A 24949-nucleotide genomic window follows, 5' to 3' on the forward strand; every position below is an offset into this window, starting at 1 on the left:
AGATGCCAGGCGCGCGCGACGATATCCGGGCTTTTCTCAACCGGCGTCCCGATAGTGTGCTGGTTGAAGTCACCGATGTGAAAGGTTCCGCACCCCGCGATGCCGGGGCGTGGATGCTGGTTGCCCGCGATATGATCTTCCGGACGATCGGTGGCGGTCAGCTTGAATATATGGCTATCGACCATGCCCGGAAGGTGCTGCTCGGCGGCAGGGACTCACCCAAGGACGTTCCACCCATGAATGTGCCACTGGGGCCCGAAATCGGCCAGTGCTGCGGCGGACGGGTAGGCCTGAGCTTCAGGCGTGTCAGCCGTGGGCTCACCGACGAGCTTGTCAGCAAGGTCGATGCGGAAATAGCCACGCGCCCGCATGTCTATGTCTTCGGCGCGGGCCATGTTGGCGATGCGCTGGCGAGTGCTCTCTCGCTCACGCCCGTCCGGGTCATTCTGGTGGATACGCGGGAAGCGGAGCTGATGGCGTGCGATGTGCCGGGCGTCGAAACCTGTCTGTCGGCCATGCCCGAACAGGTGGTGCGTTCTGCCCCGCCGGGTAGCGCGTTTATCGTTCTCACCCATGACCACGCGCTGGATTTTCTGATTGTTGCTGAGGCATTGCAGCGACGCGACGCCGTTTATGTCGGCATGATCGGCTCGAAGACCAAAAAAGCTACTTTCAAAAATTGGTTGAAACGCGAAATCGGTAGCGACAATCTTTTTGAAAATCTTGTCTGTCCCGTCGGCGGAGCCGTTGTGAAAGACAAGAGGCCGGAAGTCATTGCGGCATTGGCCGCAGCCGAAGTTCTGACGGCGGTGCTGACTTCCGTACGTGTATCGCAACCCGCCTGATCAGGCGGGTTTTTCTTTTCGCATTTCCGGTAAAGCGCGAGAAGGTTTCGCGCGATATAATATTTGAAAACAAAGGAATAGAGCGGTTTGAGCCGCTCTACACTAAAGCCTCGCGGATCAATCGCTGGCACCGCTCCGTCATGAAATCGATGATCAGACGTACCTTTGGGTCCTGAAAGCGCTTGTGCGGGTAGATCGCAGCAAGCTGGATCGGCGCCGGTGGTGTGCTTTCGAGGATTGGAACCAGCCGTCCGTCACGGATATATTCCTTCACTTCGAACAGCGGCTTGTTGATGATGCCGCGCCCGCCAAGTGCCCATTGCGTCAATACGTCGCCATCATCCGAGTCATAAGGCCCCGTGACTTCGAACTTGCGCAGGCCTTCCGCCGTTTGCAGCGACCAGTAATATTCCTTTGAGCCCGGAAAGCGCAGCAGAAGACAGTCGTGTTTGTCGCCAAGCAGCTCGTCAGGTGACTGCGGAACCCCGTGTTTCTCGAGATATGCAGGCGCTGCACAGATCACGCGCTCGCAATTCATGATGCCGCGCATACGCAGGTTCGAATTCTCCAGAACACCGAGCTTGAAAGCCACATCGACGCCTTCGCTCATAATATCGACTTCATGATCGGACAGGCGAAGCCGTACTTCGATATCCGGATATTTGTCGTGAAACTCCGGAATTCCCGATGCAATCAGCCGTCTCCCGAAGCCAAGCGGAGCGGTAATGCGAATCGACCCCTTGGGATTTTTCGCCAGTTCAGCCACGGCAGCTTCCGCCTCATCCACAGCTTCGAGGATTTTCAACGCACCGTCATAGAATACGCGACCGTGCTCGGTCGGCGTAAGCTTGCGTGTCGTCCGGTTGAAGAGCCTGACCCCCAGGTGCTTCTCCAACTCTTTGATTCGATTGCTTGCAACTGCTGGCGAAGCGCGCTGGTCGCGACCCGCTGCAGATAGATTTCCCAATTCGACAACGCGCACAAAAACGCGCAGATTATCAAGATATGACATACGTCCCCTCCACGATTGTCTAGATTTTTTTGAAAGTGCTGGTCGTGATGTGACGTTCCCTGAACCTGATTCCTTTGGCACATAATGCAACAACGAACAATGGGGCTCAAAAATGGGTCAAGAAATGGGAGTGCCTGATGTATGATTTCGCCGTAGCCTGGGACTGGCTGGGCTTCGCAGCGCGGTGGCTGCATGTGATTACCGCGATTGCGTGGATCGGCTCGTCTTTCTACTTCATCGCGCTTGATCTCGGTCTGCGCCAGCGTCCCGGCTTGCCGGTTGGTGCGCATGGCGAGGAATGGCAGGTCCATGGCGGTGGCTTCTATCACATCCAGAAATATCTGGTTGCGCCCGCCGAAATGCCGGAACACCTGACCTGGTTCAAATGGGAATCCTACGCCACGTGGCTGTCGGGTTTCACGCTGCTCTGCATCGTCTACTATGCCGGCGCCGATCTCTACCTGATCGATCCGAATGTGCTCGATGTTTCCGTACCGGTCGCCATTGCGATCTCGATCGGTTCGCTGGCCTTCGGCTGGATCGCCTATAACACCATCTGCAAGTTGATGCTCGGTAAGAGCGATACGCTCCTGATGGTCATTCTCTACTGTATTCTGGTGGTGGTGGCCTGGGGCTATACGCACCTGTTTACAGGCCGCGCCGCCTTCCTGCATCTCGGTGCCTTCACGGCAACGATCATGTCTGCCAACGTGTTCATGATCATCATCCCGAACCAGAAGATCGTGGTGGCGGATCTGATCGCAGGCCGCAAGCCCGATCCGAAATACGGCAAGATCGCCAAGCAGCGTTCGACGCATAACAACTATCTGACGCTGCCTGTTCTGTTCCTGATGCTGTCGAACCACTATCCGCTGGCTTTCGGGACGCAATTCAACTGGATCATCGCCTCGCTGGTGTTCCTGATGGGCGTCACGATCCGCCACTGGTTCAACACACAGCATGCCCGCAAGGGCAGCCCGACCTGGACCTGGCTGGTAACGGTGATCCTGTTCATCATCATCATCTGGCTCTCGACAGTGCCGAAGGTTCTGACCGGTGAGCCGGAAGAACAGAAGGTTTCGGCATTGCAGCAGTCTTTCATCTCGGACCCGCACTTTGAAAAAGTGCGGGATACCGTTCTGGGGCGTTGCGCCATGTGCCATGCCAAGGAACCGGGCTGGGAAGGTATCATTGCGCCACCGAAAGGCGTCGTGCTGGATACCGACCGGGATATTGCCGCGCATGCGCGTGAAATCTATTTGCAGGCAGGTCGCTCACATGCCATGCCGCCCGCCAATGTCACCGGCGTGAGCGAGGAAGAGCGCCAGCTTCTTGCCTCCTGGTACCAGTCTGCCACGCAAGGCCCGAAATAAGGACCACGACTAAAATGACCAAGCTTCTGATCCGCGGCCGCGTGCTGACCTTTCGTGACGAACCGCAGAGCCTCGATGACAATGCCGCTTACCGCTATATCGAAGACGGCGCTGTTCTTGTCGAAGATGGCCGCATCCAGCGCGTCGGGGACTATGCTGAAGTAAGCAGCATGGCAGGCAACGACGTCAACGTCGCCGACCATCGCCCGCACCTGATCCTGCCCGGTTTCATCGATACGCATATCCATTATCCGCAGACGCAGGTGGTCGCTTCTTATGCAGCCAATCTGCTGGAGTGGCTCAACACCTATACGTTCGTCGCTGAACAGAAATTTGCCGATGAGCAACATGCCGAATTCATCGCGGAGCGCTTTCTTGACGAGCTGATCCGCCACGGCACCACCACGGCGGTTGCTTACTGCTCGGTACATCCGCAGAGCGTCGATGCCTATTTCCGCGCCTCGCAACATCGCAACATGCGCATGCTCGGCGGCAAGGTCATGATGGATCGCAATGCGCCGCCAGCACTCTGCGACACGGCAAAGTCCGGCTATGATGATACGAAGGCGCTGATCGCACGCTGGCAGGGCAAAGGCCGCCTCGATTATGTGATCACCCCGCGCTTTGCCATTACGTCCACGCCGGAGCAGCTTGAGGCAAGCCAGGCGCTTGTTCGTGAGCATCCCGGCAGCTACATCCAGACGCATCTTTCGGAAAATCACGACGAAATCTCTTTCACCAAGTCGCTCTATCCTCAAGCGCCAGACTATCTTGGCATTTACGAGCATTACGGCCTGTTGGGCGACAAAACCTTGCTCGGCCATTCGATCCATCTGGAGCCGCGCGAAGTGCGCGTCATGGCGGAAACCGGTTCGATTGCCGTCTTCTGCCCGACTTCCAATATGTTCCTCGGCTCAGGTCTTTTCGATCGCGACCGCTTGAAAGCATCGGGCGTGCGCATGGCGGTGGCGACCGATGTCGGCGGCGGCACGAGTTTCTCCATGCTGCGCACCATGGATGAGGGCTACAAAGTCCTCCAGCTGCGCGAACAGCGTCTGAACCCGTTCCAGTCATTCTACATGATGACGCTGGGCAATGCCCGCGCGCTGTCGATGGAAGACAAGATCGGTACGCTCGATGAGGGCACGGAAGCCGACATCGTGGTGCTGGATTCGTCGGCCACATCGCCAATGCGACTTCGCATGGCGGCTGGCGCGACGCTGGAGCAGGAACTGTTCCTGTTGCAGACGCTGGGCGATGACCGCGCCATTGTCGAAACCTATGTGGCTGGCAAGCCGCTCAAGGCCGAACTCTAAAGCTTCCTCACTGCGCTTCTCCCTCATCCTGAGGTGCGGAGCAAAGCGAAGCCTCGAAGGACGAGGGCAGGCGCTGCGTGTTTTCCCTCAGTCCTTCGAGACGCTTCCCTTCGACACGCTCAGGGAAGCTCCTCAGGATGAGGGAAAAAGAGGGCCGTAGAAACATCGAACCTTGCCAGAATTCACTGCGCGTTAAAACTCTTCCGGGCGTTTGCCACCCATGGCGCGGGTCAGCTCGTCGGCGGTGGAGCGGATCAGCGGTCCGAATTCGTCGAGCCGCTTTTTCGGCAGGCGCACCGCAGGGCCGGAAACGGAAATGCCGGCAATCGCCTCACCATATTCATTGAAGATTGGGGCGGCGATGCAGCACATGCCAAGCGTGTGTTCCTCGTCGTCGACAGACCAGCCGCGAGTACGGGTTGCCTGAATATCTTTCAGTAGCGCAGGCAGGTTGTCGAGTGTGCGTTGCGTGAAATGTTCAAGCGTGCGCCCTGACAGGGCGTGCGCGATTTCCTTGTCCGACCAGGTGGACAATATGGCCTTGCCAATGCCGGATGCATGGATAGGTCCACGCCGCCCGGGCCGGAAAAAGGCACGCATCGGCGCATGGCTTTCGATCTGCGAGATGAACACGACATCGCCGCCGTCCTCGACGCCGATATTGGCGGTTTCGCCGCTCGTTTCCATCAATGTCTTGAGATAAGGCCGCGCCAGAATGCCGAGCTTGCGGAACCGGCGAAAGGCATTGCCGATTTCGAAAGCCTTGACGCCGATGGTCCAGTCTCCGCTTTCCAGATCGTGGGAAACCATACCATGATTTGCCAGCGACGACAGAAGGCGGTGCACGGTGGAGGGCGCCATACCGCTTTCATCGGCAAGGTCGGTCAGTGTCGAACCGTCATTTTCGGCGATTAATGCCAGCAGCTTCAGGCTTCGGTCCAGAACCTGCACAGACGAGGGCGCGGCGTTTTCCGCCGCCTTGCGGCCCCGCTTTACCTTTGCCTGTTCCATCATCGTTCTCCGAATCCCGCCTTAGAGCACGTCCCGAAAAGTGTGAAACGGTTTTCGGACAAGATGCGCGTCAAAACAAACAGTTAGAGCGCGATCTGATTCAATCAGATCGAACCACGCTCTAAACTCACGAATTACCACTATCGCATCCATTGCTACTCGGAAAGGCATCGGCGGATTATCTCCATTCCGTTGAAAATCTTTATTTCCATATAATGGTATGCATTTCCATTTTTTGATAATAGCATTCATAAATGGAGAGTAATTCCATAGGAGGATTGGCCATGGCCAGAATGCGTGCAGTCGATGCAGCCGTGCTTGTGCTGGAAAGAGAAGGGATCAATTGTGCTTTCGGTGTACCGGGCGCAGCGATCAATCCATTTTATTCGGCGATGAAAGCGCGCGGCTCGATCCGGCACATACTGGCGCGTCATGTCGAAGGTGCTTCGCATATGGCCGAGGGCTATACCCGCACAAAACATGGCAATCTTGGCGTCTGCATCGGCACCTCCGGCCCCGCCGGAACGGATATGATCACGGGTCTCTATTCGGCTTCAGCCGACTCGATCCCGATCCTCTGCATCACGGGTCAGGCGCCACGTGCGCGTCTGGACAAGGAAGATTTTCAGGCGGTCGATATCGCCAAGATTGCAGCCCCTGTCACCAAGTGGGCGGTCACGGTTATGGAGCCGGCATTGGTGCCTTTTGTTTTCCAGAAGGCGTTTCACATCATGAAGTCGGGCCGTCCCGGCCCGGTTCTGATCGACCTGCCGATCGATGTCCAGCTTGCCGAAATCGAATTCGACATCGACACTTACCAGCCGATGGAAGCCTACAAGCCTGCTGCGACGCGGGCGCAGGCCGAAAAGGCGCTCGCCATGCTGAACGAGGCGGAACGTCCGCTGATCGTCGCTGGTGGTGGCATCATCAATGCCGATGCGTCCGATCTTCTGGTTGAGTTCGCTGAAATCACCGGTATTCCAGTCATCCCGACCCTGATGGGCTGGGGCGTCATTCCTGACGACCATCGCCTGATGGCAGGCATGTGCGGTCTGCAGACCTCGCACCGTTACGGCAATGCCAATTTGCTGGCCTCCGATGTCGTCATCGGCATCGGCAACCGCTGGGCAAACCGTCACACGGGTAATGTCGACACCTATAAGAAAGATCGCAAGTTCATCCATATCGACATTGAGCCGACGCAGATCGGCCGTGTCTTTGCACCGGACTTCGGTATCGTTTCGGATGCAGGCAAGGCGCTGAAGCTGCTGCTGGACGTTGCGACCGAATGGAAGTCTGCAGGCAAGCTGCGCGACTGGTCGGACTGGGCCAAGGAATGTGGCGAACGCAAGCGCACCATGCTGCGCAAGACACATTTCGACCAGACGCCGCTCAAGCCGCAGCGCGTTTATGAGGAGATGAACAAGGCGTTCGGTCGCGATACCTGCTATGTCACGACCATTGGCCTCAGCCAGATTGCGGGTGCGCAGTTCCTGCATGTCTATCGCCCACGCAACTGGATCAATTGCGGTCAGGCCGGTCCGCTCGGCTGGACGCTGCCAGCAGCGCTCGGCGTGCGTGCTGCCGATCCTGACCGTCCGATTGTGGCACTTTCCGGCGACTATGATTTCCAGTTCATGATCGAGGAACTGGCGGTCGGCGCACAGCACAAGCTGCCCTACATTCATGTGGTCGTGAACAATTCCTATCTCGGCCTCATTCGGCAGGCGCAGCGCGGCTTCAACATGGATTTCGAGGTGAGCCTCGCCTTCGACAACATCAATGCCAATGGCGACGCGGAAAAGGGCTATGGCGTCGATCACGTAGCTGTCGCCGAAGGCCTCGGTTGCAAGGCGATCCGGGTTCGCAGCCCCAACCAGTTTACTGAGAGTTTTGAACAGGCAAAAGCGCTTATGGCGGAGCATCAGGTGCCGGTGGTTCTGGAATTCATCCTGGAACGCGTTACCAATATTTCCATGGGTATCGACATCGATCAGGTTGTCGAATTCGAGGAACTGGCCGAACGTGGCGAAGATGCGCCGACCGCTATCGCAGCACTTTTGGATTAACGTAACGTCGATTTACGACTTCGTTTCCCCCTCATCCTGAGGTGCGGAGCGTAGCGAAGCCTCGAAGGACGAGGGCAGGCACGGTGCATTTTCCCTCGCCCTTCGAGACGCCTCCCCTCGACAAGCTCGGGAGGCTCCTCAGGATGAGGGAAAAGAACAAGGTTGAGGGTGATTCCAGGAAAATTGCGAAATGGCTTTTTCCAGAATTGCGCAAATAGAGAATTATAAGGAGGCGAAAATGCCGAGATTTGCAGCCAATCTCACAATGCTTTTTAATGAAGTGCCTTTCATGGACCGCTTCGCACTGGCCGCAAAGGCCGGTTTCACCGGGGTGGAATATCTCTTCCCTTACGAGTTCAACCGGCATGAGCTGAAGGCGGCGCTGACCAAGCATAATCTGGCGCAGGTCCTGCACAATCTGCCTGCGGGCAATTGGGCTGGCGGCGAGCGTGGCATTGCGGTTCTGCCGGATCGCGTCGATGATTTCCGGCGCGGTGTGGCCGATGCCATCGATTATGCCACGACGCTCAACTGTTCGCAGGTCAACTGCCTTTCCGGCATTGCCCCGCAAGGTGTCGATCCGGACGTTTTGCGCGCCACTTTTGTCAGCAATCTGCGTCTGGCGGCAAAGGAACTGGGCAAGCATGGCATTCGCCTGCTGATCGAGCCGATCAACCACTATGACATTCCGGGCTTCTATCTCAACACGGTGGAGCAGGCGGTTTCGATCATCGACGAAGTGGGCAGCAACAACCTGTTCATCCAGTACGATCTCTACCATCAGCAGCGGACACGCGGCGAGCTGGTTGCAACGTATGAACGTTACAAGCCGCTGATTGCCCATGTTCAGCTTGCCGATAATCCGGGCCGCAATGAGCCGGGCACCGGTGAGATCAACTATCCGAACGTGTTCGAAGCACTGAAAAACGCCGGATATAAGGGCTGGATCGGCTGCGAATACAAGCCGAAGACCACCACTGAAGAAGGCCTCGGCTGGTTCAAGAACCATGAAGCCGAACGGCTGACCGCATAAAGAACGGCTGACCGCATAAATTTGATTAGGGAGTAAGCGACATGGCCAAGATAGGCTTCATCGGACTGGGGATCATGGGCACGCCGATGGCGCGTCATTTGCAGGATGCGGGACATCAGCTCTTCACCTCCCGGTTCAATCCTCCACCGCGCCAGGAGCTGATCGACAACGGTCTGCAAATTCTGGAAACGCCGAAGGCTGTTGCCGAAGAGTGCGACACCATTATCCTCATGCTGCCGGACACGCCGCAGGTGGCCGAAGTTATCTTCGGCGAGGGTGGCGCGATCGGTGGTCTTGGCAAAGGCAAGTTGCTCATCGACATGAGCTCGATTTCCCCCATCGAGACGAAAGAGTTTGCGAAGAAAGTCCGTGCGACAGGTGGCGAATATGTCGATGCACCGGTTTCGGGCGGCGAGGTCGGCGCGAAGAATGCCAGCCTCTCCATCATGGCTGGCGGCTCGCAGGAATCGTTCGACCGCGCTCTGCCACTCCTGAAACTCATGGGCAAGAACATCACGCTCGTCGGCGATTGCGGTGATGGCCAGACCACCAAGGTTGCAAACCAGATCATCGTCGCACTCAACATCGAGGCTGTTGCCGAAGCGCTGGTTTTCGCTTCCAAGGCAGGCGCAGACCCGGCAAAGGTGCGCGAAGCCCTGATGGGTGGCTTTGCATCGTCCCGCATTCTCGAAGTGCATGGCGAACGCATGATCAAGCGTACTTTCGATCCGGGCTTCCGCATTTCGCTGCACCAGAAGGACTTGAACCTTGCGCTGCAAGGCGCAAAGGCGCTCGGTGTTTCGTTGCCGAACACTGCCACGGCACAGGAACTGTTCAATTCCTGCGCGGCGCATGGCGATGATGGTCTCGACCATTCGGGTCTGGTGCGTGCTCTGGAACGGATGGCGAACCACGACGTCGCCTGACACTACAGCTGCATTCCTCGTGATGCCGGACTGCAAAGAGCAATTTTTTGCGCTCCGGTGCTCATGTACCCTTAAGTACGCTCCGCTCCGTTGCTCGAAAATCACTCTTTTCGCCACGGCCTGACGAGTTTGCAACTGTAGTGCTAAAATAGACCTGACTTCTCTGGAGGGAGAGGGGTGGAGCTGGCTGCTTGGAGGAGGTGGCCGGCTCCATTGATTTTATATGCGGGGCACGAAATAGTGCCGTCAAACGATAATCAAAGCTGGGAATCTCATGACAGCCATCTCCGATCCGAAGAAATTTCTGACCAGCCTTTTTGATGCCGCTGTCGCGGCTGCCGATCCTGAACTGGTGATCCGCGCCAATCTTCCGGCCAAGCCGAAGGGACGAACGATTGTCATCGGTGCGGGTAAGGGATCGGCGCAGATGGCGGCGGCTTTCGAACGTGCCTGGGAAGCTCCACTGGAGGGCGTGGTGGTTACACGTTACGGCTATGGCACGCCCTGCGAGCGTATCGAGATTATCGAGGCCGCGCATCCGGTTCCTGATGAAGCAGGACTTCAAGCCTCGAAGCGGCTGTTCGATGCAGTGTCGAACCTGACGGAAGATGACCTCGTGGTAGCGCTTGTTTCCGGTGGTGGGTCTGCCTTGCTGCCGTCGCCGCCGGAAGGATTGACGCTTGAGGACGAAATCGCCGTCAACAAGATCCTGCTCGCCTCCGGTGCGCCGATTTCGGCCATGAATGCGGTCCGCAAACATCTGTCGACGATCAAGGGCGGCAGGCTCGCCGCAGCCGCGCATCCGGCAAAGGTCTTTTCGCTCGTTGTCTCGGACATTCCGGGCGACAATCCGGCCTTCGTGGCTTCCGGCCCGACTGTGCCGGACGAGACAAACCGCGATGAGGCTTTGAAGATCATCGAACGCTATAGTCTTGAACTGCCCGATGCTGTGCTTGCGCACATCAAGAGCGAGAAGGCTCACGCGCCAAAGCCGGGCGACAAGGTTTTTGCGAGGAACGAAGTGCGCGTCATTGCTTCCGCTGCCGTTTCGCTGGAAGCGGCGGTGAAGGAAGCAGCGCGTCATGGCGTCGAAGCGGTGATCCTCTCCGATGCGATGGAGGGCGAGGCGCGGGAAGTGGCGCATGTTCATGCGGCGATTGCCCGCGAGGTGGCCGACCGTGACCGCCCGTTCAGGAAGCCAGTGGTCATTCTGTCAGGCGGTGAGACGACCGTCACCATTCGCGGCAAGGGCGGCAAGGGCGGACGCAACAGCGAGTTCCTGCTGTCTTTTGCCCTCGATATTGATGGTTATGACAATATCCATGCGCTGGCCGCTGACACGGATGGTATCGACGGATCGGAGGACAATGCAGGAGCCTTTGCTGATGGTTCCACTGTTTTGCGTCTGCAAAAAGCGGGCGAGGATGGCGCGGCGCGGCTCAACGCCAATGATGCATGGACGGCATTCGACGCCATCGGGGATCTGTTCGTACCGGGGCCAACCGGCACGAATGTCAATGATCTCAGAGCTATTTTGATAGTGGCTTAGACTCGTCGTCCAACAGGATGCGACTGGCTGCCCCATCCAGATCGTCATACTGGCCGTTTTTCAACGACCAGAGAAAGGCGACAAGGCCAAGCAGGCCCAGAAACAGCGCGATTGGAATGAGAAAGAGAAGTCCGCTCATTTGTGCGCTTCCTTGATGATAGCAACAGGCGCGATGGTCTTCTGCGTCTGTTGCTTTTGTTTTCCGGCCCGCAACCGCAATGCGTTGCTGACCACCACGATGGACGATAGCGACATCGAAAGCGCAGCCACCAGCGGGGTGACATAGCCAAAAATCGCAATCGGCACGGCTATGATATTATAGCCGATGGAAAGCGCAAAATTCTGGCTGATCAACCGGCCCGCTTCCTTCGAGACGGCAAAGGCAAGCGGTACTGCCGACAGGCTTTCGCGCAGAAAGACGAAATCCGCTGCATTGCGGCCAATGTCGGCTGCCGTCGCCGGGGCCATGGAAACATGGGCGGCGACAAGGGCCGGAGCATCGTTCAATCCGTCGCCGACCATCAAAACCTTGCTGCCTTCGCTCGACAGCTTCTGCACCAGCTCCGACTTGTCGGCAGGCAGTACCTGAGCCTGAAAATTGTCGACGCCGAGATAACCTGCAAGCCTCTCGACGGCAGGCAGCCTGTCGCCGGAAATGATACCAAGCTTCAGCCCGCTGCGCTTCAGTGTGGCGATGGCTCCGGCAGCGTCTTCGCGCGGCTGATCTTCAAAGCGGAAGGTTTCAACCAGCTTGCCATCAATGGAAAGACAGGTTTCGGGGCCATCTGCATGAGGCATGGCAGCGGTACCATCCGCCCAGTCCCGCTTGCCAAGCCGATAGATGGAGCCATTCAGTTCCGCTTCGATGCCTGCGCCCGGCACTTCCTCGATACGGGTAAAGGCAGTCATCGGTTTTGCGCCCGAAAACAACGCAAGCGCGCGCGACAAAGGATGGCGCGAATAAAGCGACAGCTCCGCAGCGATCTCCAGATTGTGGGGATCAATCGCATCGGCATTAATCAGTCTTGGCTGACCGAGGGTCAATGTGCCGGTCTTGTCGAAAATGGCAGTGTCCACCTCGGCCATCCGCTCCATGGCGGAGCCGTCCTTGATCATGATGCCGTTTTCAAACAGGCGGCGAGCTGCAACCACCTGCACAATCGGCACGGCAAGGGCGAGCGCGCAAGGGCAGGTGATGATGAGGGTGCAGATCGCGATATAGATCGAGCGATACCAGTCGCCACCGGTGTAGAACATCCAGCCGACAAAGGCCGCAAAGGCAATCGTATGCACCATCGGCACGTAGAGTTCAGAAGCGCGGTCGGCGAGGCGGCGATAGTAAGCGCGGCCACCTTCGGCGACATCCATCAGCCGCACCATTTCAGCAAGGAAGGAATCCTTGGCTTCCGCCGTAGCGCGGATGACAAGCGGCGTGGAGAGATTGAGCGTGCCCGCGCGAATATCCGAGCCGGGACCGACCGGGACCGCATCGCTTTCACCCGATGCAATGGCACAATCAAGTTCCGAACGGCCTTCCTCCACCTTGGCATCAACGGGGACGCGTTCGCCAGCGGCAAGAATGATGCGCATTCCGGGGCGGATTTCGTTGACCGGCAGGTAATTGCGCTCGTCATTCTCGCCGATCACCACGGCGCCGCGGCTGCCGAGCTGTGCCAGACCGCGCACGGCAGAGCGTGCACGGGCACGCATCATGTAATCGAGTGTGCGGCCGATCAGCAGGAAGAACAGCAAGGTCACCGATGCATCGAAATAGGCGTGCTGGCCATGGTTCATCGTCTCATAAACACTCATGCCGAAGGCAAGCGTGATTGCGAGTGCAATCGGCACATCCATGTTCACGCGCCGTGCGCACAGCGCATTCCAGGCTGAAACATAGAAAATGCGACCTGAATAGATCAGCGTCGGCAGGGCGATGAGGCCGGAAATCCAGTGAAACATGTCGCGTGTCGCGGCATCCGCACCCGACCAGACCGCGACAGACAAAAGCATGACATTGCTCGAAGCAAAGGCCGCGACGCCAAGTGCGATCAGGAGCCGCGTGAAGGTCGGATCCTTGTCCTGCGCCATATCGAAGATATGGGCTTCATAACCGAGCCTGCGCAGCGGATCGACCACATCTGGCGGCGTCTCGCCATCTTTCCAGCGCACGGTGACGCGGCGCGCCGTCAGGTTGACGCGGACATAGACAACGCCCGCGATCTTGCCGAGCGTCTCCTCGATATTCTTGATGCACAGGCCGCAATGAACACCGGGAACCGACAGGTCGAGCTGGCGAAAGCCGTCTCCAAGCGCACGGCTTGCGACCTGCATTTCATCTACCGAGACGGCCTGAACAACGGTCGCTATCTGTGCATTCTCGACGCAGCAGCTCATAGTATCCTCCCGTCCTTCACAAGAACGCGGATGATGTGGCGATAGGGGTCTTCAAGACCGGCATCGGCATTCACTTCCATGATCCATGCACCCTCGCCCAGTTCCAGCGGAGCGGTCAGCACGCCGGGCTCGCGGACTGTCAGCGTGACCTTGGTGTCGTGCACATCGCCAACCGGGCGCTTGAACTCAACCGTGCCGCCGGTCATGGCGACGGCCTTGCCGTCACGGTCGGCCAGCTGCCAGGTAAAGACGCCGCTTTCAAAAGCAGGCTTCGACTGCCATTGCAGCGCGGCCTGCTCCTTGCCGGTCTGTGCCTTGTCGTTGAACTCCTGACTGGCGACATAGGTGTTCTTCACCACCAGCCCGCTCCAGCTATGGATGGCATTATAGGCCATGGTTAGATTGACGGCGATAATGACACCGAAGAAAGCGAGCATGATGCCCAGCATATGCCAGCCGGTAAACGTGCCTGGAGTTTTCGACTTGATCGACATTATCTGCCCTCCGGTGCCATGAAAGTTGCCTTGTAACGTGCATGTTCCGCGCCGTTTGCGTCACGCACTTCGATTTCATAGTCCTTGCGATGATCGGTAATCGCATCATGCGGCATGGTGACGAAGACACGCAACGTCTTCAGACGGTCCGGCTCCACCGGAACATCATAATTGCCGTCTGCATCCGCTGTTTCGTCTTGCACCGTCAGTGTTGCCCCCGGCAGACCTTCGATAGAGAGACGGAAGGTGCGCGGCGTCGGGATCATGTTGAGCAGCTTGACCGTGTAGCCATTGCGGATCGATCCGTCCGACAAAAGCACATATTGCGGCGTGCGATCATGCAACACGTTGATGCCGATGCGCTGGCGCGTCGAAAGCGAGATGACGAGTGTCAGGCCGATCAGCGCCCATACGGCGAAGTAGAACATGCTGCGCGGACGCAACACCTTCTTCCACGACAGGTTCTGCACCTTGTCCGAGAAGCTGTTCGGCGCCTTATAGACGCGTGCCGGATCAATGGGCGCGGTGCCATTATTGGTCGCGAGCGCCATGTTGAAGTCGTAATCGGCCAGTGTCGCATAGGAGATGAGACCGCGCGGCTTGTCGATCTTGTCCATCACCGAATTGCAGGCATCAATGCAAAGCGCACAGGTGATACATTCCAGCTGCTGGCCGTCCCGAATGTCGATACCCATCGGGCACGCGGCGACACAGGCATTGCAATCCACGCAGTCGCCCACGGTTTCGCCTGCGGCAATCGCCTTCTTGGAATGGCGTGAGCGTGGCTCGCCGCGCCAGTCATTATAGGTGACGGTGAGCGAATTTTCGTCCAGCATCGCAGCCTGAATGCGTGGCCACGGGCACATATAGGTGCAGACCTGCTCGCGCATCAGCCCGCCGAAAATATAGGTGGTGGCGGTGAGGATGGCGACGGTGAAATAGGCGACGGGTGCGGCCTGACCTGTCACGAAATCCATGAGTAGCTTCGGCGCATCGGCGAAATAGAAAATCCATGCGCCGCCGGTCAGAACACCGATGACGATCCAGACGGAGTGTTTGGCAACCCGCTTCCAGATTTTGTCGAAGGTCCAAGGTGCCTTGTCGAGTTTCATGCGCGCATTGCGGTCGCCTTCGATGGCGCGCTCGACGACCAGATAGAGATCGACCCAGACGGTCTGAGGGCAGGTATATCCACACCAGGCGCGGCCCGCGACGGACGTTACAAGAAACAGGCCGAGACCCGCCATGATAAGCAGTCCTGCGACGTAGTAAAATTCCTGTGGCCAGATTTCGACGAAGAAGAAATAGAAGCGGCGATTGGCAAGATCGATCAGCACCGCCTGATCGGGCGCATAGGGACCGCGATCCCAGCGCAGCCAGGGCGTCAGATAGTAGATGCCCAGTGTAATGAGCATGACAATCCATTTGAAACGCCGGAACTCGCCCTGCACACGCTTTGGAAAAATCTTCACCCGCGCCGCATAAAGCGACTGCCCAATCTTAGAGGGGCGGGTCTTGGGGGAATTGACTGCCTGAACGTCAATGCGTTCGACATCGTCTGACATTTGCCTTGCTCCTGAAGCGTGATCCCGGAAAGACAGAAGCTGGTTTCCCGGAATGATCGCACTTGCAACAATTGAGAGCGGGGTGGTTATTCGCCGTCCGTTCCAATGCAGTGGTTTGAAGTGTATCCCGACCTGCCGTTTAAGCCGGGAGCATTTGCCCCCGCATCGGTTCCGATGCGGGGGCAGTGATTGTTACTCACCACCGCCCAGCGAATGGACGAAGATGGCAAGCTGCTTGACGGTCGCATCGCCGAGGCGTGTTTCCCATGCAGGCATGACGCCATGCTTGGGATGCGATACCTGACGCACGATGGCGTCCTCGCCGGAACCATAGAACCAGATGGCGTCTGTCAGGTTAGGCGCACCGAACTCACGCAGGCCCTTGGCATCCGCGCCATGGCAGACAGCACAGTTTTCGGCGAACACCTTCTTGCCTTCCGGCACCATTTCCGAATTGTGCGGCGTGCCGGAGAGGCTCACCACATAGGCCGCGACATCGCGGATCTGCTGTGGTTCCAGCACGTCGACAAAAGCCGGCATTTCGGAAACGCGGGTGTCGGCATCGTCCTTCGAGCGCACACCATGACGAATGGTCGTCAGAACGTCGTCGATGGAACCGCCCCACAGCCAGTCGTCATCGTTGAGGTTCGGATAGCCGGGTGCGCCCTGTGCGCCAGAACCGTGGCACTGCACGCAGTTGACGCGGAAGGCAGCAGCGCCACCGGCAATCGCATATTGGCGCAGGTTTTCATCAGCCAGAATCTCGTGCACGTCCTTGGCCTTGATCTGGTCGATAATGCCCTGGCGCTCGCTGTCGATCTTGGCGGTTTCTTCCCAGAAGGCGCCACGGCTCGACCAGCCGAGCACGCCGCCGGTGGAACTGGAAATCAGCGGCCAGGCGGGATAGGCGATGACATAGGCGATCGCCCAGAAAATGGTGGCGTAGAATGTCCACAGCCACCAGCGGGGCATTGGATTGTCGAGTTCCTTGATGCCGTCCCATTCGTGGCCGGTCGTCGCTACGCCGGTGACATCGTCAATTTGCTTGTCAGTCATTTGCGTCATCCTTGAAAGGAATGTCCTTCGCGTGGTCGGCTATCTGCTTGCTGCCTGGCCGGAAGGCGTAGAAGACGACGAAGAGGAAAAAGAGCGCCATGCCGAGCAAACCCCAGCTATCGGCGAACGTGCGCATGGTATTGTAATCCATCGCTAAATCTCCGCTTTATCTCGCTTTGGGGGACTGGTCGTAGGTCGAGAAGTCGACCAGCGTGCCGAGCATCTGGAGATAGGCGATGAGTGCGTCCATCTCCGAGATCATCTGCGGATTGCCGTCGAAATCACCGAGCTTGGCCTTGGGATAGCGGGCCTCGACACCGGATGTATCGGCATCGGGCGTGGCCTGTGCCTTGAGATCATCCAGCGCGCTGTCGATCATTTCCTGGCTGTAGGGCACACCGACCGCCACATTGGCCTTCAGATTGCCAGCAATGTTGGAGGCGTCCAGTGGACGGTTCTTCAGGAAGGCGTAGCTTGGCATGACCGATTCCGGCACCACGTCACGCGGACGGACAAGGTGCTGCACGTGCCATTCGTTCGAATAGCGGCCACCGACGCGTGCGAGGTCAGGCCCCGTGCGTTTGGAACCCCATTGGAACGAATGATCGTACATGGATTCCGCAGCAAGGCTGTAATGACCGTAGCGTTCCACCTCGTCGCGGAACGGACGGATCATCTGGCTGTGGCAAAGGTAGCAGCCTTCACGCACATAGACGTCACGGCCTGCGAGTTCCAGCGGCGAGTAGGGGCGCATGCCCTCCACCTTCTCGATTGTGTTCTCGAGATAGAAGAGCGGCGCGATTTCAACGATGCCACCGACCGTGACCACGGCGAGCGATGCGATCAGCAGCAGCGTTGCGTTTTTCTCCAGCTTGGAGTGGTTCTTTAGTATCGACATAAATCACACGCTCCTTATTCGGCAGGCTGCATGGTGGTGCCAGTTGCAGGCTGCGCACCACCCATTGGGGCTTCGTTGCGCAGATTGCCGCGAATGGTCTGATAGACGTTCCAGGCCATCACGAAGCCACCGGCGAGGTAGAGCACGCCGCCAAGCGTACGGATGACGTAATATGGGAACATGGCGAGCACGGTTTCCGCGAAGGAATAGACGAGGAAGCCCTGATCGTCGTATTCGCGCCACATCAAGCCCTGCTGGATACCGGCAACCCACATGGCCGCCGCATAGAGAACGATGCCGAGCGTCGCCAGCCAGAAGTGCCAGTTGACCATGCGGATCGAATAGAGCCGCTGGCGGTTCCACAGCTTCGGTGCGAGATAATAGACGGCGGCAAAGGTGATCATGCCGTTCCAGCCGAGCGCACCCGCATGAACGTGACCGATGGTCCAGTCCGTATAGTGCGACAACGAATTGACGGCCTTGATCGAAAGCATCGGGCCTTCAAAGGTCGCCATGCCGTAGAAGGCGATAGCTGCAACCATCAGGCGGATGATCGGATCGGTACGGACCTTGTCCCATGCGCCGGAAAGCGTCATCAGACCGTTGATCATGCCACCCCAGGACGGCATCCACAGCATGATGGAGAACACCATGCCCAGCGTCTGCGCCCAATCGGGAACGGCGGTGTAATGCAGATGGTGCGGACCAGCCCAGATATAGAGAAAGATGATCGACCAGAAGTGCACGATCGACAGGCGGTAGGAGTAGATCGGACGCTCTGCCTGCTTGGGCACGAAATAGTACATCATGGCCAGGAATGGCACGGTCAGGAAGAAGGCAACGGCGTTATGGCCATACCACCACTGCGTCACAGCATCCTGAACGCCGGAGAAAGCCGAATAGCTCTTCACGCCGAGGAAGGAGACCGGGATCGCCAGATTGTTGATGATGTGCAACATGGCGATGGTGATGATGAAGGACAGGTAGAACCAGTTCGCCACATAGATATGCGGCTCCTTGCGCTTCAGGATCGTGCCGAGGAACACGACCAGATAGGCGACCCAGACGATGGTGAGCCAGATGTCGACATACCATTCCGGTTCTGCATATTCACGGCTCTGCGTGATGCCGAGCAGATAGCCGGTCGCAGCCATCACGATGAAGAGTTGATAGCCCCAGAATACGAACCATGCGAGATCACCGCCGATGAGGCGGGCGCGGCAGGTGCGCTGCACGACATAGAACGATGACGCGATCAGGATGTTTCCGCCAAACGCAAAAACAACCGCAGAGGTATGCAGCGGACGCAGGCGGCCAAAGTTCAGGTAAGGTTCCAGATTGAGATCTGGAAAGGCGAGCTGCGCGGCGATAACCACACCGACCAGAAAACCGGTCACTCCCCAGAAAACCGTTGCGATGACGCCGTAGCGGATCGGGCCGTCCATATAGGTGGATTGGTCGACCTTTTTCGGCGTCAGGCCGTAATCGGCATTTCGCATCAGAAGAATGGTGAAGATGGCCAGTGTAGCGAACAGAATCCACATATGGGTTCTGAACAGCTCATCATGGGAAAATCCGGCCAGAAGCACGGCAAAAAGTGCTCCCAGACCGGAAAGGACTGTTCCAGCGGCGTAGTTCATGAAATCCCCTCGCAGCGCATGACAAGAGCCATCTCGGATGAGACAGCAATAGCGATAGGTTTCCTATCAGCGCTTAGAGAGCAGCTGTCATTGATCTAAATCAAAGACAGCTGCCAGAAGGCCCGAAAAATAGGGAAGAGAGCCTTGCTCAGGATTCGTCAATATTCCGCTTCAGCCGGATCATGATGCGGGACGCAGTATTATGTCATTCGACAATCGTGCCCGGCACGATGATTGATGCGCTTAACCCGCCTTGTGAGCGGTTTTGCAGCTGCAATTCGCCACCCATCCGTTCTGCCGCCATTTTCACAATTGCGAGGCCAAGGCCGCTGCCGGTTTCGTTGCGATGTGCGCCACGGAAGAAACGCTCGGTTACATGCGGCATTTCGCTGTCGGGAATGCCAGGTCCATTATCCTCGACAGTGAGCCTGACTTTGCCCGCTTCAGCTTCGATCTGGCAGCGCACGGCGCCATCCCTGGGCGAGTGATTGACGGCATTTTCGATCAGGTTGCGAGCAGCAAGCGTGAAAAGATGCGGGGAGGGCAACTGCACCAGCGGCATGTTGTCTGGCAATTCGATGGAAATGCCGCGCTGGACTGCGAGCATCCGCATGTCGGTGGATACCGCAACCAGAAGCTGGCACACCGGTTCGTATGCTGGTGCTTCGATCTCATCGCTGGTTTCAAGCGCTGCCAGATCCAGAAGCTGGTTGGTGAGGCGGCTGGTGCGGTCGACGCCCGCCGCGATCTGGCGCACCGCATTGGCGCGCATTTTTTCATCCTTCGCACCTTCGGCAATCTGTGCCTGCGTCTTCAGTCCGGCGAGCGGCGTCTTCAGCTCATGCGCGGCAAAGATCGCAAAGTTGCGCTCGCGCTCGCGCGCCTCTTCAACGCGATGGAAAAGCCCGTTCAGCGCGGTGACGGCGGGCGCGATCTCCTTGGGCAGGTTCTGTTCGGGCAGTGGGCGCAGATCCTGCGCCTGCCGCTTGGAAAGCACGGATGCAAGGCGGCTCAGCGGGTCGAGACCGCGTCGCACGCACAGCCAGATCATGAGCGCCAGAACAGGTAACATCAGCAGGGCTGGCAGCACGAGGCCCGCCACGACGTTCTGCACCAGCCTTTCACGAACGCTCAGGCTGTCGCCGACCATGACACGCAGTCCGAGCTGGGTATTTTCGACAGCGAACACACGCCAGCGATCGCCCGCAACTTCCGTATCGGAAAAGCCGTTTGCAACATTGGTGAGCCGCACGCCGGGCGCACTTTCGGAACGTCCCACCAGCTTGCCGTCAAGCGCCCATATCTGGCAGAACAGCTGCCGGTCATAAAGCGGAAAATCCGGCATTGGCTTCAGCGACAATTGCCCGCCATCGCCTTCCGGGCCAACCTCCACACGGTGCTCGGTCAGAAGCGAATTGACCATGCGTGCGGCCTCCATCAGGCGCGCATCGAGCACTTTTTCAAGCTGTGACTGGGTGCTGATATGGATCCACACCACCGCGAAAAGCCACACGAGACAGGTAACGCCGATCAGGATGCCGGTCAGGCGGCTGCGGATGGAATTCATGCGCTTGCCCCCGCCAGACGGTAGCCGACCCCACGCACCGTTTCGATATAATCCGAACCGAGTTTCGAGCGCAGATGATGGATATGGACTTCCACCGCGTTGCTCTCCACTTCTTCCTGCCAGCCATAAAGCGCTTCTTCCAGTGAGGATTTGGAGAAGGTGGCGGTCGGCCGTTCCATCAAGGCGCGCAGGATCGAGAATTCGCGTCGGGTCAGCCTGACGGGTTCACCATGGAGAAGCACCGACATCTCCGCCGGGTCCAGTTCCACGCCGCGCCATTCAAGCAGGGCATTGGCGCGTCCGGCACCACGTCGGGCGACTGCGCGCACGCGGGCTGCAAGCTCATGCAGGTCGAAGGGCTTGCCGACATAATCGTCGGCACCTGCATCAAGGCCGGCAATGCGCTCGGGCACTTGATCGCGGGCAGTCAACAGTAGCACCGGTGTCTCGTCGCGGCCGCGCCGCATCGTTCTGAGGATGTCGAGGCCCGAGCCATCGGGCAGCATCAGGTCGAGCACCACGGCATGATAGTTCTGGGCGGCAAGGGCTGCTTCCGCATCGCCGCAATTGGAAACGGCATCCACGGTGAAACCGGCAAGCCCCAACCCTACGGTCAGTCCGTCGAGGAGGATCGCGTCGTCTTCTACCACGAGTATGCGCATGAGTTCCTGTTTCCGCCTTCATTGACAATTAGAAGCACACGGGCTTTTCACCGCGCCAGCTTAAGGCTGTCTTAAGGTGGCCGGAGCATTCGCCTTTTGCAACATGATCAATTTGTCCGAATCGAATTTATGCGGAAAATCGTAATGCGTTTCTTTACGGGCCTCGCTGGCTTATTCATCAGTTTGTTTCTCGCGCTTGGCCCGGCATCGGCAGCGAACCCGCTGCCGGTCGATCAGGCTTTTCGCCTGAGTGTGCTGAAAGATACGGATGGCCGTCTCGTGCTGAACTGGCAGATCGCGGACGGTTACTATCTTTATCGCGATCACATCGAGGCGAAGGACGGGCAGGGAAACGCGCTTGCCGTCGATACGCAGCCCGGCCAGCCCAAGGACGATCCGAATTTCGGACGGCTTGAAGTCTATTACACCCATGCCACAGCAAGTGTGAAAGCAGATGCGCAGCCGGTGGAACTGACCTATCAGGGCTGTCAGGAAGACGGCATCTGCTACCGTCCGGAAACCAGAACAGTCGATCCGGTCACGCTCGCCATATCCAGCGAAATGGGGCAGAAGGCCAAAGCGCTGACGCAGGCATCGGTATTTACACCGGCTGCATCGCAATCCGCACCGCAGAATACGGCGTTTGCCCTTGCGCCCGAAAAAGGCATGGTCGAAGGACTGCTCGATCAGGGCGGCACCGGGCTGGTGATCGCGGCGTTTCTGGCTTTCGGTGTTCTGCTTGCTTTCACGCCGTGCGTGTTTCCCATCTATCCGATCCTCGCCGGAACGCTGGCCCGCGAAGGTGAAAAGCTGACGGCAAAGCGTGGTTTCGTGCTTTCCGCCGTCTACGTCGTCAGTCTCGCACTGGGCTTTGCCTTGGTGGGTGCAATTGCTGGCTGGTCGGGGCAGAATCTGCAGATGGTGCTGCAGTCGAAATGGACTGCGCTTGCACTGGCCGGACTATTCACGCTTCTGGCGCTTTCCATGTTCGGCCTGTTCCAGATACAGCTTCCAAATTCATGGGTCAGCGCAATTTCGTCGCGCACTGGACAGAGTGGAGGCCGACGGACAGGTTCCAAACGTTCCGCCGCCATTCTGGGTTTCTCGTCCGTGCTGATTGTCGGGCCTTGCGTGACGGCTCCGCTTGCAGGCGCGCTGCTCTATATTGCGCAGACGGCCAATGTGGCTCTGGGCGCTTCCGCGCTCTTTGCGCTCGGTATCGGCAAGGGACTGCCGCTCATTGCTTTCGCCACGCTTGGCGCTGGGACGCTTCCGCGCGCAGGCGCATGGATGGAAACGGTGAAGCAGATTTTCGGCTTCGGTTTTCTGGCAACTGCAATCTTCATGGCCGCACCGCTTCTGCCGCCTGGCGTGGACATGGTGCTGTGGGCGCTCCTGCTTTTCGGGGCTGCAAGTTTCGCATTTCTGAGGATTCCGGGGCGCAGCGTTGTCGCGCGCACAATCGGCACCGCAGCCTTCGTTTACGGTGTCATTTTGATGCTCGGCATGGCTTCGGGCGGAAAAGACCCGTTGCAACCGCTGGCCGCATTCGGTAACCGTGGCGGCAACCAGAATCTGGCCGCGCTGCAATTTGCGCCGGTCGAGACTGTTTCTTCCCTTCAGGAGAAACTTGTTGAAGCGCGCGGCGACAAGCCGACGCTTGTCTATTTCACGGCGGACTGGTGCGTAAGCTGCTCCACCGTGGAGCGCCGGGTTTTGCCCGACGCGAGCGTGAAGAAGGCGCTGGGCGACTATCAGCTCATCAAGGCGGATATTTCGCAGCTTACCAGCGGCAATGCCGATCTTATGGCAAAGCTTGGTGTCGCCGGCCCGCCGACGATGATCTTCTTCGATCGCATCAGCAAAGAACCGGAGGGGACCAGATTGGTGGGCGATGTCACGACCGCCTCTATCGAACGTTCGGTAGGCCTTGTGAGCGCTGACTAGAGCATTTCCAGCAAAACTGCGAAGCGGTTTTGCGTCGGATAATGCAAAAAAACAAAGAGATAGAGCATTTCCGATGGCTCAGGAAAAACAGGAAATGCTCTAGAAATAAAGGATTTCAAGATGGCCCGGGGGCAAGGAAATTGATGGTACTGAATGAAAAGCCGGATGCACGGAAATCGCTGCTACGGATGGCTGTGGTTGCCTGTCTGCCTTTTGCTGCCGCAGCATGTACGACCGCATCCGCAGATCGACCGATTGCCGTTACCATGCCGCAGACTGTTGCTTTCACGCCGGAGCCTGTTGCCGTTGAACCGGTTAGCGAACCGGCACCGGAAGTACAAACGGCCAAGAGCGAGTATGAGACCATGTATGGCGCGGTGAACGACCGCGGTAATCTCATTCCGGCACTTGATCTCAGCAAGATTGCGGATCGCAATCTGCGCCGGGAAGTCGATTATGCTACGACGGAGCCGGTTGGCACCGTCGTGGTCGATCCCTATGCGCGCTATCTCTATCTCGTGCAGCCGGGCGGCAAGGCGATCCGTTATTCTGTGGGTGTCGGTCGCGCTGGTCTGACTTTCAAGGGTGATGCCAAGCTTGCATACAAGTCGCAGTGGCCGCGCTGGACGCCGACAGCCAACATGATCAAGCGCAATCCGGAACATTACGCAAAATACGCCAATGGTCTGGAAGGCGGCATCCGCAACCCGCTCGGTGCCCGTGCGCTTTATCTTTATCGTGATGGCAAGGACACGCTGTACCGCATCCACGGCACCAACGAGCCCTGGTCCGTCGGCAAGGCGGCATCGTCCGGCTGCATCCGTCTCTACAATCAGGACATTCTCGATCTCTACAAGCGCGCCACCGCCGGTGCGCGTGTCGTCGTGTTGGATAAATCCCAGTCTGGAGCAAAGGCGGGGAAAGGAGCAAGCTCATGATGAATCGTCGTCAGATACTGGCAGCAACGGCAGCCGGTGCCGCAACGATTGCGATTTCAGGCGGCGAAAGCCTTGCGCAGCGCGTGCCGACGGTTGCGGAAGTGCTTTACGACAAGGAAATTCCGGTTCTGGGCAACCCGAACGGCAATGTGACCATCGTGGAATATTTCGATTACCAATGCCCCTATTGCAAGAAGGGGCATGGCGAGCTGATGCGCGTGGTCAAGAATGACGGCAATGTTCGCCTTGTCATGAAGGACTGGATCATCTTCGGTGACACGTCGGCCTATGCCGCACGTCTCGTTCTGGCTGCGGAAAAGTCCGGCAACTATGTGAAGGCCATGGAGGCGTTGATGGCAACGCCCGGTCGTCTTACGCCGGAACAGGTGGATGCGGCACTGAAGAAGGGTGGGCTTGATCCGGCAAAGCTCAATGCAGCCTACAAAGCCGATTCCAAGCGCATCAACGCCATTCTTGAGCGCAACATGGATCAGGGCGAAGCCTTCAATTTCGGCGGTACGCCTTCCTTCGTTATCGGTACCAAGCTCTATGGCGGGGTCATGAAGGAGCCGGAACTGATCGAAGCGATCAAGGAAGCGCGGAAGGCCTAATTCAATACCATTTGTGAAAGGGCGGAGTTGAAATGCCGCCCTT

The 24949-nt window shown here is 58.0% G+C and carries 22 protein-coding genes; 10 read left to right on the plus strand and 12 right to left on the minus strand.

Annotated features, from left to right (window positions below; genetic code table 11):
• Nucleotides 1–2 precede the first annotated feature (2 nt).
• Nucleotides 3–845 (plus strand): xanthine dehydrogenase accessory protein XdhC, encoded by an 843-nt coding sequence (gene xdhC, locus OHI65_RS11550; protein ID WP_010658276.1) that lies wholly within the window; start codon nt 3–5, stop codon nt 843–845.
• Between the two features lie 97 nt (nt 846–942).
• Here xdhC and OHI65_RS11555 read toward each other — a convergent pair whose 3' ends face one another.
• Nucleotides 943–1857, minus strand: a complete 915-nt coding sequence (locus tag OHI65_RS11555; RefSeq protein WP_264358881.1) for a LysR family transcriptional regulator — start codon at nt 1855–1857, stop codon at nt 943–945.
• Between the two features lie 137 nt (nt 1858–1994).
• On the opposite strand from OHI65_RS11555, the gene OHI65_RS11560 reads away from it, so the two are divergent.
• Together OHI65_RS11560 and guaD are read left to right on the plus strand one after the other, a co-directional pair.
• Complete coding sequence (locus OHI65_RS11560) at nt 1995–3230, plus strand: urate hydroxylase PuuD (protein WP_012090742.1); 1236 nt, start codon at nt 1995–1997, stop codon at nt 3228–3230.
• 14 nt (nt 3231–3244) lie between these two features.
• Nucleotides 3245–4546, plus strand: a complete 1302-nt coding sequence (guaD, locus tag OHI65_RS11565; RefSeq protein ID WP_264358882.1) for a guanine deaminase — start codon at nt 3245–3247, stop codon at nt 4544–4546.
• Between the two features lie 192 nt (nt 4547–4738).
• Here the strand turns inward: guaD and OHI65_RS11570 are convergent, their stop codons facing one another.
• Nucleotides 4739–5557, minus strand: a complete 819-nt coding sequence (locus tag OHI65_RS11570) for an IclR family transcriptional regulator (RefSeq protein ID WP_264359157.1) — start codon at nt 5555–5557, stop codon at nt 4739–4741.
• A 284-nt stretch (nt 5558–5841) separates the two neighbouring features.
• Here OHI65_RS11570 and gcl point away from each other — a divergent pair, with 284 nt between their 5' ends.
• The 4 genes from gcl to OHI65_RS11590 all read left to right on the plus strand — a co-directional run bounded on the left by gcl (nt 5842) and on the right by OHI65_RS11590 (nt 11134).
• The gene (gene gcl, locus OHI65_RS11575) at nt 5842–7626 is read left to right on the plus strand and encodes a glyoxylate carboligase (RefSeq protein WP_264358883.1); all 1785 of its coding nucleotides are present in this window, start codon (nt 5842–5844) and stop codon (nt 7624–7626) included.
• Nucleotides 7627–7864: 238 nt separating this feature from the next.
• On the plus strand, nt 7865–8659 hold the full coding sequence (hyi, locus tag OHI65_RS11580; RefSeq protein WP_010658282.1) for a hydroxypyruvate isomerase: 795 nt from the start codon (nt 7865–7867) through the stop codon (nt 8657–8659).
• 41 nt (nt 8660–8700) lie between these two features.
• Nucleotides 8701–9585 carry a 2-hydroxy-3-oxopropionate reductase gene (locus OHI65_RS11585; protein ID WP_029925676.1) on the plus strand — a complete coding sequence of 295 codons (885 nt, stop codon included), beginning with the start codon at nt 8701–8703 and terminating at the stop codon, nt 9583–9585.
• 274 nt (nt 9586–9859) lie between these two features.
• A complete protein-coding gene (locus OHI65_RS11590) occupies nt 9860–11134 on the plus strand; it encodes a glycerate kinase (RefSeq protein WP_151688951.1) in 1275 nt (424 codons plus the stop codon).
• On the opposite strand, the gene ccoS is transcribed toward OHI65_RS11590, so the two are convergent.
• From ccoS to OHI65_RS11640, 10 genes are all read right to left on the minus strand, one after another.
• Complete coding sequence (gene ccoS / locus OHI65_RS11595) at nt 11115–11273, minus strand: cbb3-type cytochrome oxidase assembly protein CcoS (protein WP_010658285.1); 159 nt, start codon at nt 11271–11273, stop codon at nt 11115–11117. The two genes, OHI65_RS11590 and ccoS, sit on opposite strands and share 20 nt — an antisense overlap.
• Nucleotides 11270–13528, minus strand: coding sequence for a cation-translocating P-type ATPase (locus tag OHI65_RS11600; RefSeq protein ID WP_264358884.1), 2259 nt, complete (start codon nt 13526–13528; stop codon nt 11270–11272). Before OHI65_RS11600 ends, ccoS begins: the two co-directional genes overlap by 4 nt.
• Complete coding sequence (locus OHI65_RS11605; RefSeq protein ID WP_264358885.1) at nt 13525–14022, minus strand: FixH family protein; 498 nt, start codon at nt 14020–14022, stop codon at nt 13525–13527. The genes OHI65_RS11600 and OHI65_RS11605 overlap by 4 nt, the downstream gene beginning before the upstream one ends.
• The gene (gene ccoG / locus OHI65_RS11610) at nt 14022–15587 is read right to left on the minus strand and encodes a cytochrome c oxidase accessory protein CcoG (protein WP_231771324.1); all 1566 of its coding nucleotides are present in this window, start codon (nt 15585–15587) and stop codon (nt 14022–14024) included. Before ccoG ends, OHI65_RS11605 begins: the two co-directional genes overlap by 1 nt.
• 192 nt (nt 15588–15779) lie before the next feature.
• Nucleotides 15780–16643, minus strand: a complete 864-nt coding sequence (gene ccoP / locus OHI65_RS11615; protein WP_012090752.1) for a cytochrome-c oxidase, cbb3-type subunit III — start codon at nt 16641–16643, stop codon at nt 15780–15782.
• Entirely contained in the window at nt 16636–16794 is a 159-nt protein-coding gene (locus OHI65_RS11620; RefSeq protein WP_010658290.1) for a CcoQ/FixQ family Cbb3-type cytochrome c oxidase assembly chaperone, read from the minus strand. Before OHI65_RS11620 ends, ccoP begins: the two co-directional genes overlap by 8 nt.
• 15 nt (nt 16795–16809) lie before the next feature.
• Complete coding sequence (ccoO, locus tag OHI65_RS11625; protein WP_010658291.1) at nt 16810–17541, minus strand: cytochrome-c oxidase, cbb3-type subunit II; 732 nt, start codon at nt 17539–17541, stop codon at nt 16810–16812.
• Nucleotides 17542–17555: 14 nt separating this feature from the next.
• The gene (gene ccoN / locus OHI65_RS11630) at nt 17556–19181 is read right to left on the minus strand and encodes a cytochrome-c oxidase, cbb3-type subunit I (RefSeq protein WP_012090753.1); all 1626 of its coding nucleotides are present in this window, start codon (nt 19179–19181) and stop codon (nt 17556–17558) included.
• A 205-nt stretch (nt 19182–19386) separates the two neighbouring features.
• Nucleotides 19387–20748: an ATP-binding protein gene (locus tag OHI65_RS11635; protein WP_125333737.1), complete on the minus strand. Its 1362-nt coding sequence runs from the start codon at nt 20746–20748 to the stop codon at nt 19387–19389.
• A complete protein-coding gene (locus OHI65_RS11640; RefSeq protein WP_012090755.1) occupies nt 20745–21410 on the minus strand; it encodes a response regulator in 666 nt (221 codons plus the stop codon). The genes OHI65_RS11635 and OHI65_RS11640 overlap by 4 nt, the downstream gene beginning before the upstream one ends.
• A gap of 144 nt (nt 21411–21554) precedes the next feature.
• Here OHI65_RS11640 and dsbD point away from each other — a divergent pair, with 144 nt between their 5' ends.
• From dsbD to OHI65_RS11655, 3 genes are all read left to right on the plus strand, one after another.
• Nucleotides 21555–23357 (plus strand): protein-disulfide reductase DsbD, encoded by a 1803-nt coding sequence (dsbD, locus tag OHI65_RS11645; protein ID WP_264358886.1) that lies wholly within the window; start codon nt 21555–21557, stop codon nt 23355–23357.
• Nucleotides 23358–23500: 143 nt separating this feature from the next.
• Entirely contained in the window at nt 23501–24295 is a 795-nt protein-coding gene (locus OHI65_RS11650; RefSeq protein ID WP_231771468.1) for a L,D-transpeptidase, read from the plus strand.
• Nucleotides 24292–24906 carry a DsbA family protein gene (locus OHI65_RS11655; protein ID WP_094514827.1) on the plus strand — a complete coding sequence of 205 codons (615 nt, stop codon included), beginning with the start codon at nt 24292–24294 and terminating at the stop codon, nt 24904–24906. Before OHI65_RS11650 ends, OHI65_RS11655 begins: the two co-directional genes overlap by 4 nt.
• The last annotated feature ends 43 nt before the right edge of the window (nt 24907–24949 follow it).

The sequence above is a fragment of the Brucella sp. MAB-22 genome (assembly GCF_025908475.1).
GTDB lineage: Bacteria > Pseudomonadota > Alphaproteobacteria > Rhizobiales > Rhizobiaceae > Brucella > Brucella anthropi.

Bases quoted from the DNA above. Each gene is read 5' to 3' on its own strand.
- xdhC (WP_010658276.1), top strand. From the start codon at position 3: ATGCCAGGCGCGCGCGACGATATCCGGGCTTTTCTCAACCGGCGTCCC.
- OHI65_RS11555 (WP_264358881.1), bottom strand. From the start codon at position 1,857: ATGTCATATCTTGATAATCTGCGCGTTTTTGTGCGCGTTGTCGAATTG.
- OHI65_RS11560 (WP_012090742.1), top strand. From the start codon at position 1,995: ATGTATGATTTCGCCGTAGCCTGGGACTGGCTGGGCTTCGCAGCGCGG.
- guaD (WP_264358882.1), top strand. From the start codon at position 3,245: ATGACCAAGCTTCTGATCCGCGGCCGCGTGCTGACCTTTCGTGACGAA.
- OHI65_RS11570 (WP_264359157.1), bottom strand. From the start codon at position 5,557: ATGGAACAGGCAAAGGTAAAGCGGGGCCGCAAGGCGGCGGAAAACGCC.
- gcl (WP_264358883.1), top strand. From the start codon at position 5,842: ATGGCCAGAATGCGTGCAGTCGATGCAGCCGTGCTTGTGCTGGAAAGA.
- hyi (WP_010658282.1), top strand. From the start codon at position 7,865: ATGCCGAGATTTGCAGCCAATCTCACAATGCTTTTTAATGAAGTGCCT.
- OHI65_RS11585 (WP_029925676.1), top strand. From the start codon at position 8,701: ATGGCCAAGATAGGCTTCATCGGACTGGGGATCATGGGCACGCCGATG.
- OHI65_RS11590 (WP_151688951.1), top strand. From the start codon at position 9,860: ATGACAGCCATCTCCGATCCGAAGAAATTTCTGACCAGCCTTTTTGAT.
- ccoS (WP_010658285.1), bottom strand. From the start codon at position 11,273: ATGAGCGGACTTCTCTTTCTCATTCCAATCGCGCTGTTTCTGGGCCTG.
- OHI65_RS11600 (WP_264358884.1), bottom strand. From the start codon at position 13,528: ATGAGCTGCTGCGTCGAGAATGCACAGATAGCGACCGTTGTTCAGGCC.
- OHI65_RS11605 (WP_264358885.1), bottom strand. From the start codon at position 14,022: ATGTCGATCAAGTCGAAAACTCCAGGCACGTTTACCGGCTGGCATATG.
- ccoG (WP_231771324.1), bottom strand. From the start codon at position 15,587: ATGTCAGACGATGTCGAACGCATTGACGTTCAGGCAGTCAATTCCCCC.
- ccoP (WP_012090752.1), bottom strand. From the start codon at position 16,643: ATGACTGACAAGCAAATTGACGATGTCACCGGCGTAGCGACGACCGGC.
- OHI65_RS11620 (WP_010658290.1), bottom strand. From the start codon at position 16,794: ATGGATTACAATACCATGCGCACGTTCGCCGATAGCTGGGGTTTGCTC.
- ccoO (WP_010658291.1), bottom strand. From the start codon at position 17,541: ATGTCGATACTAAAGAACCACTCCAAGCTGGAGAAAAACGCAACGCTG.
- ccoN (WP_012090753.1), bottom strand. From the start codon at position 19,181: ATGAACTACGCCGCTGGAACAGTCCTTTCCGGTCTGGGAGCACTTTTT.
- OHI65_RS11635 (WP_125333737.1), bottom strand. From the start codon at position 20,748: ATGAATTCCATCCGCAGCCGCCTGACCGGCATCCTGATCGGCGTTACC.
- OHI65_RS11640 (WP_012090755.1), bottom strand. From the start codon at position 21,410: ATGCGCATACTCGTGGTAGAAGACGACGCGATCCTCCTCGACGGACTG.
- dsbD (WP_264358886.1), top strand. From the start codon at position 21,555: ATGCGTTTCTTTACGGGCCTCGCTGGCTTATTCATCAGTTTGTTTCTC.
- OHI65_RS11650 (WP_231771468.1), top strand. From the start codon at position 23,501: ATGGTACTGAATGAAAAGCCGGATGCACGGAAATCGCTGCTACGGATG.
- OHI65_RS11655 (WP_094514827.1), top strand. From the start codon at position 24,292: ATGATGAATCGTCGTCAGATACTGGCAGCAACGGCAGCCGGTGCCGCA.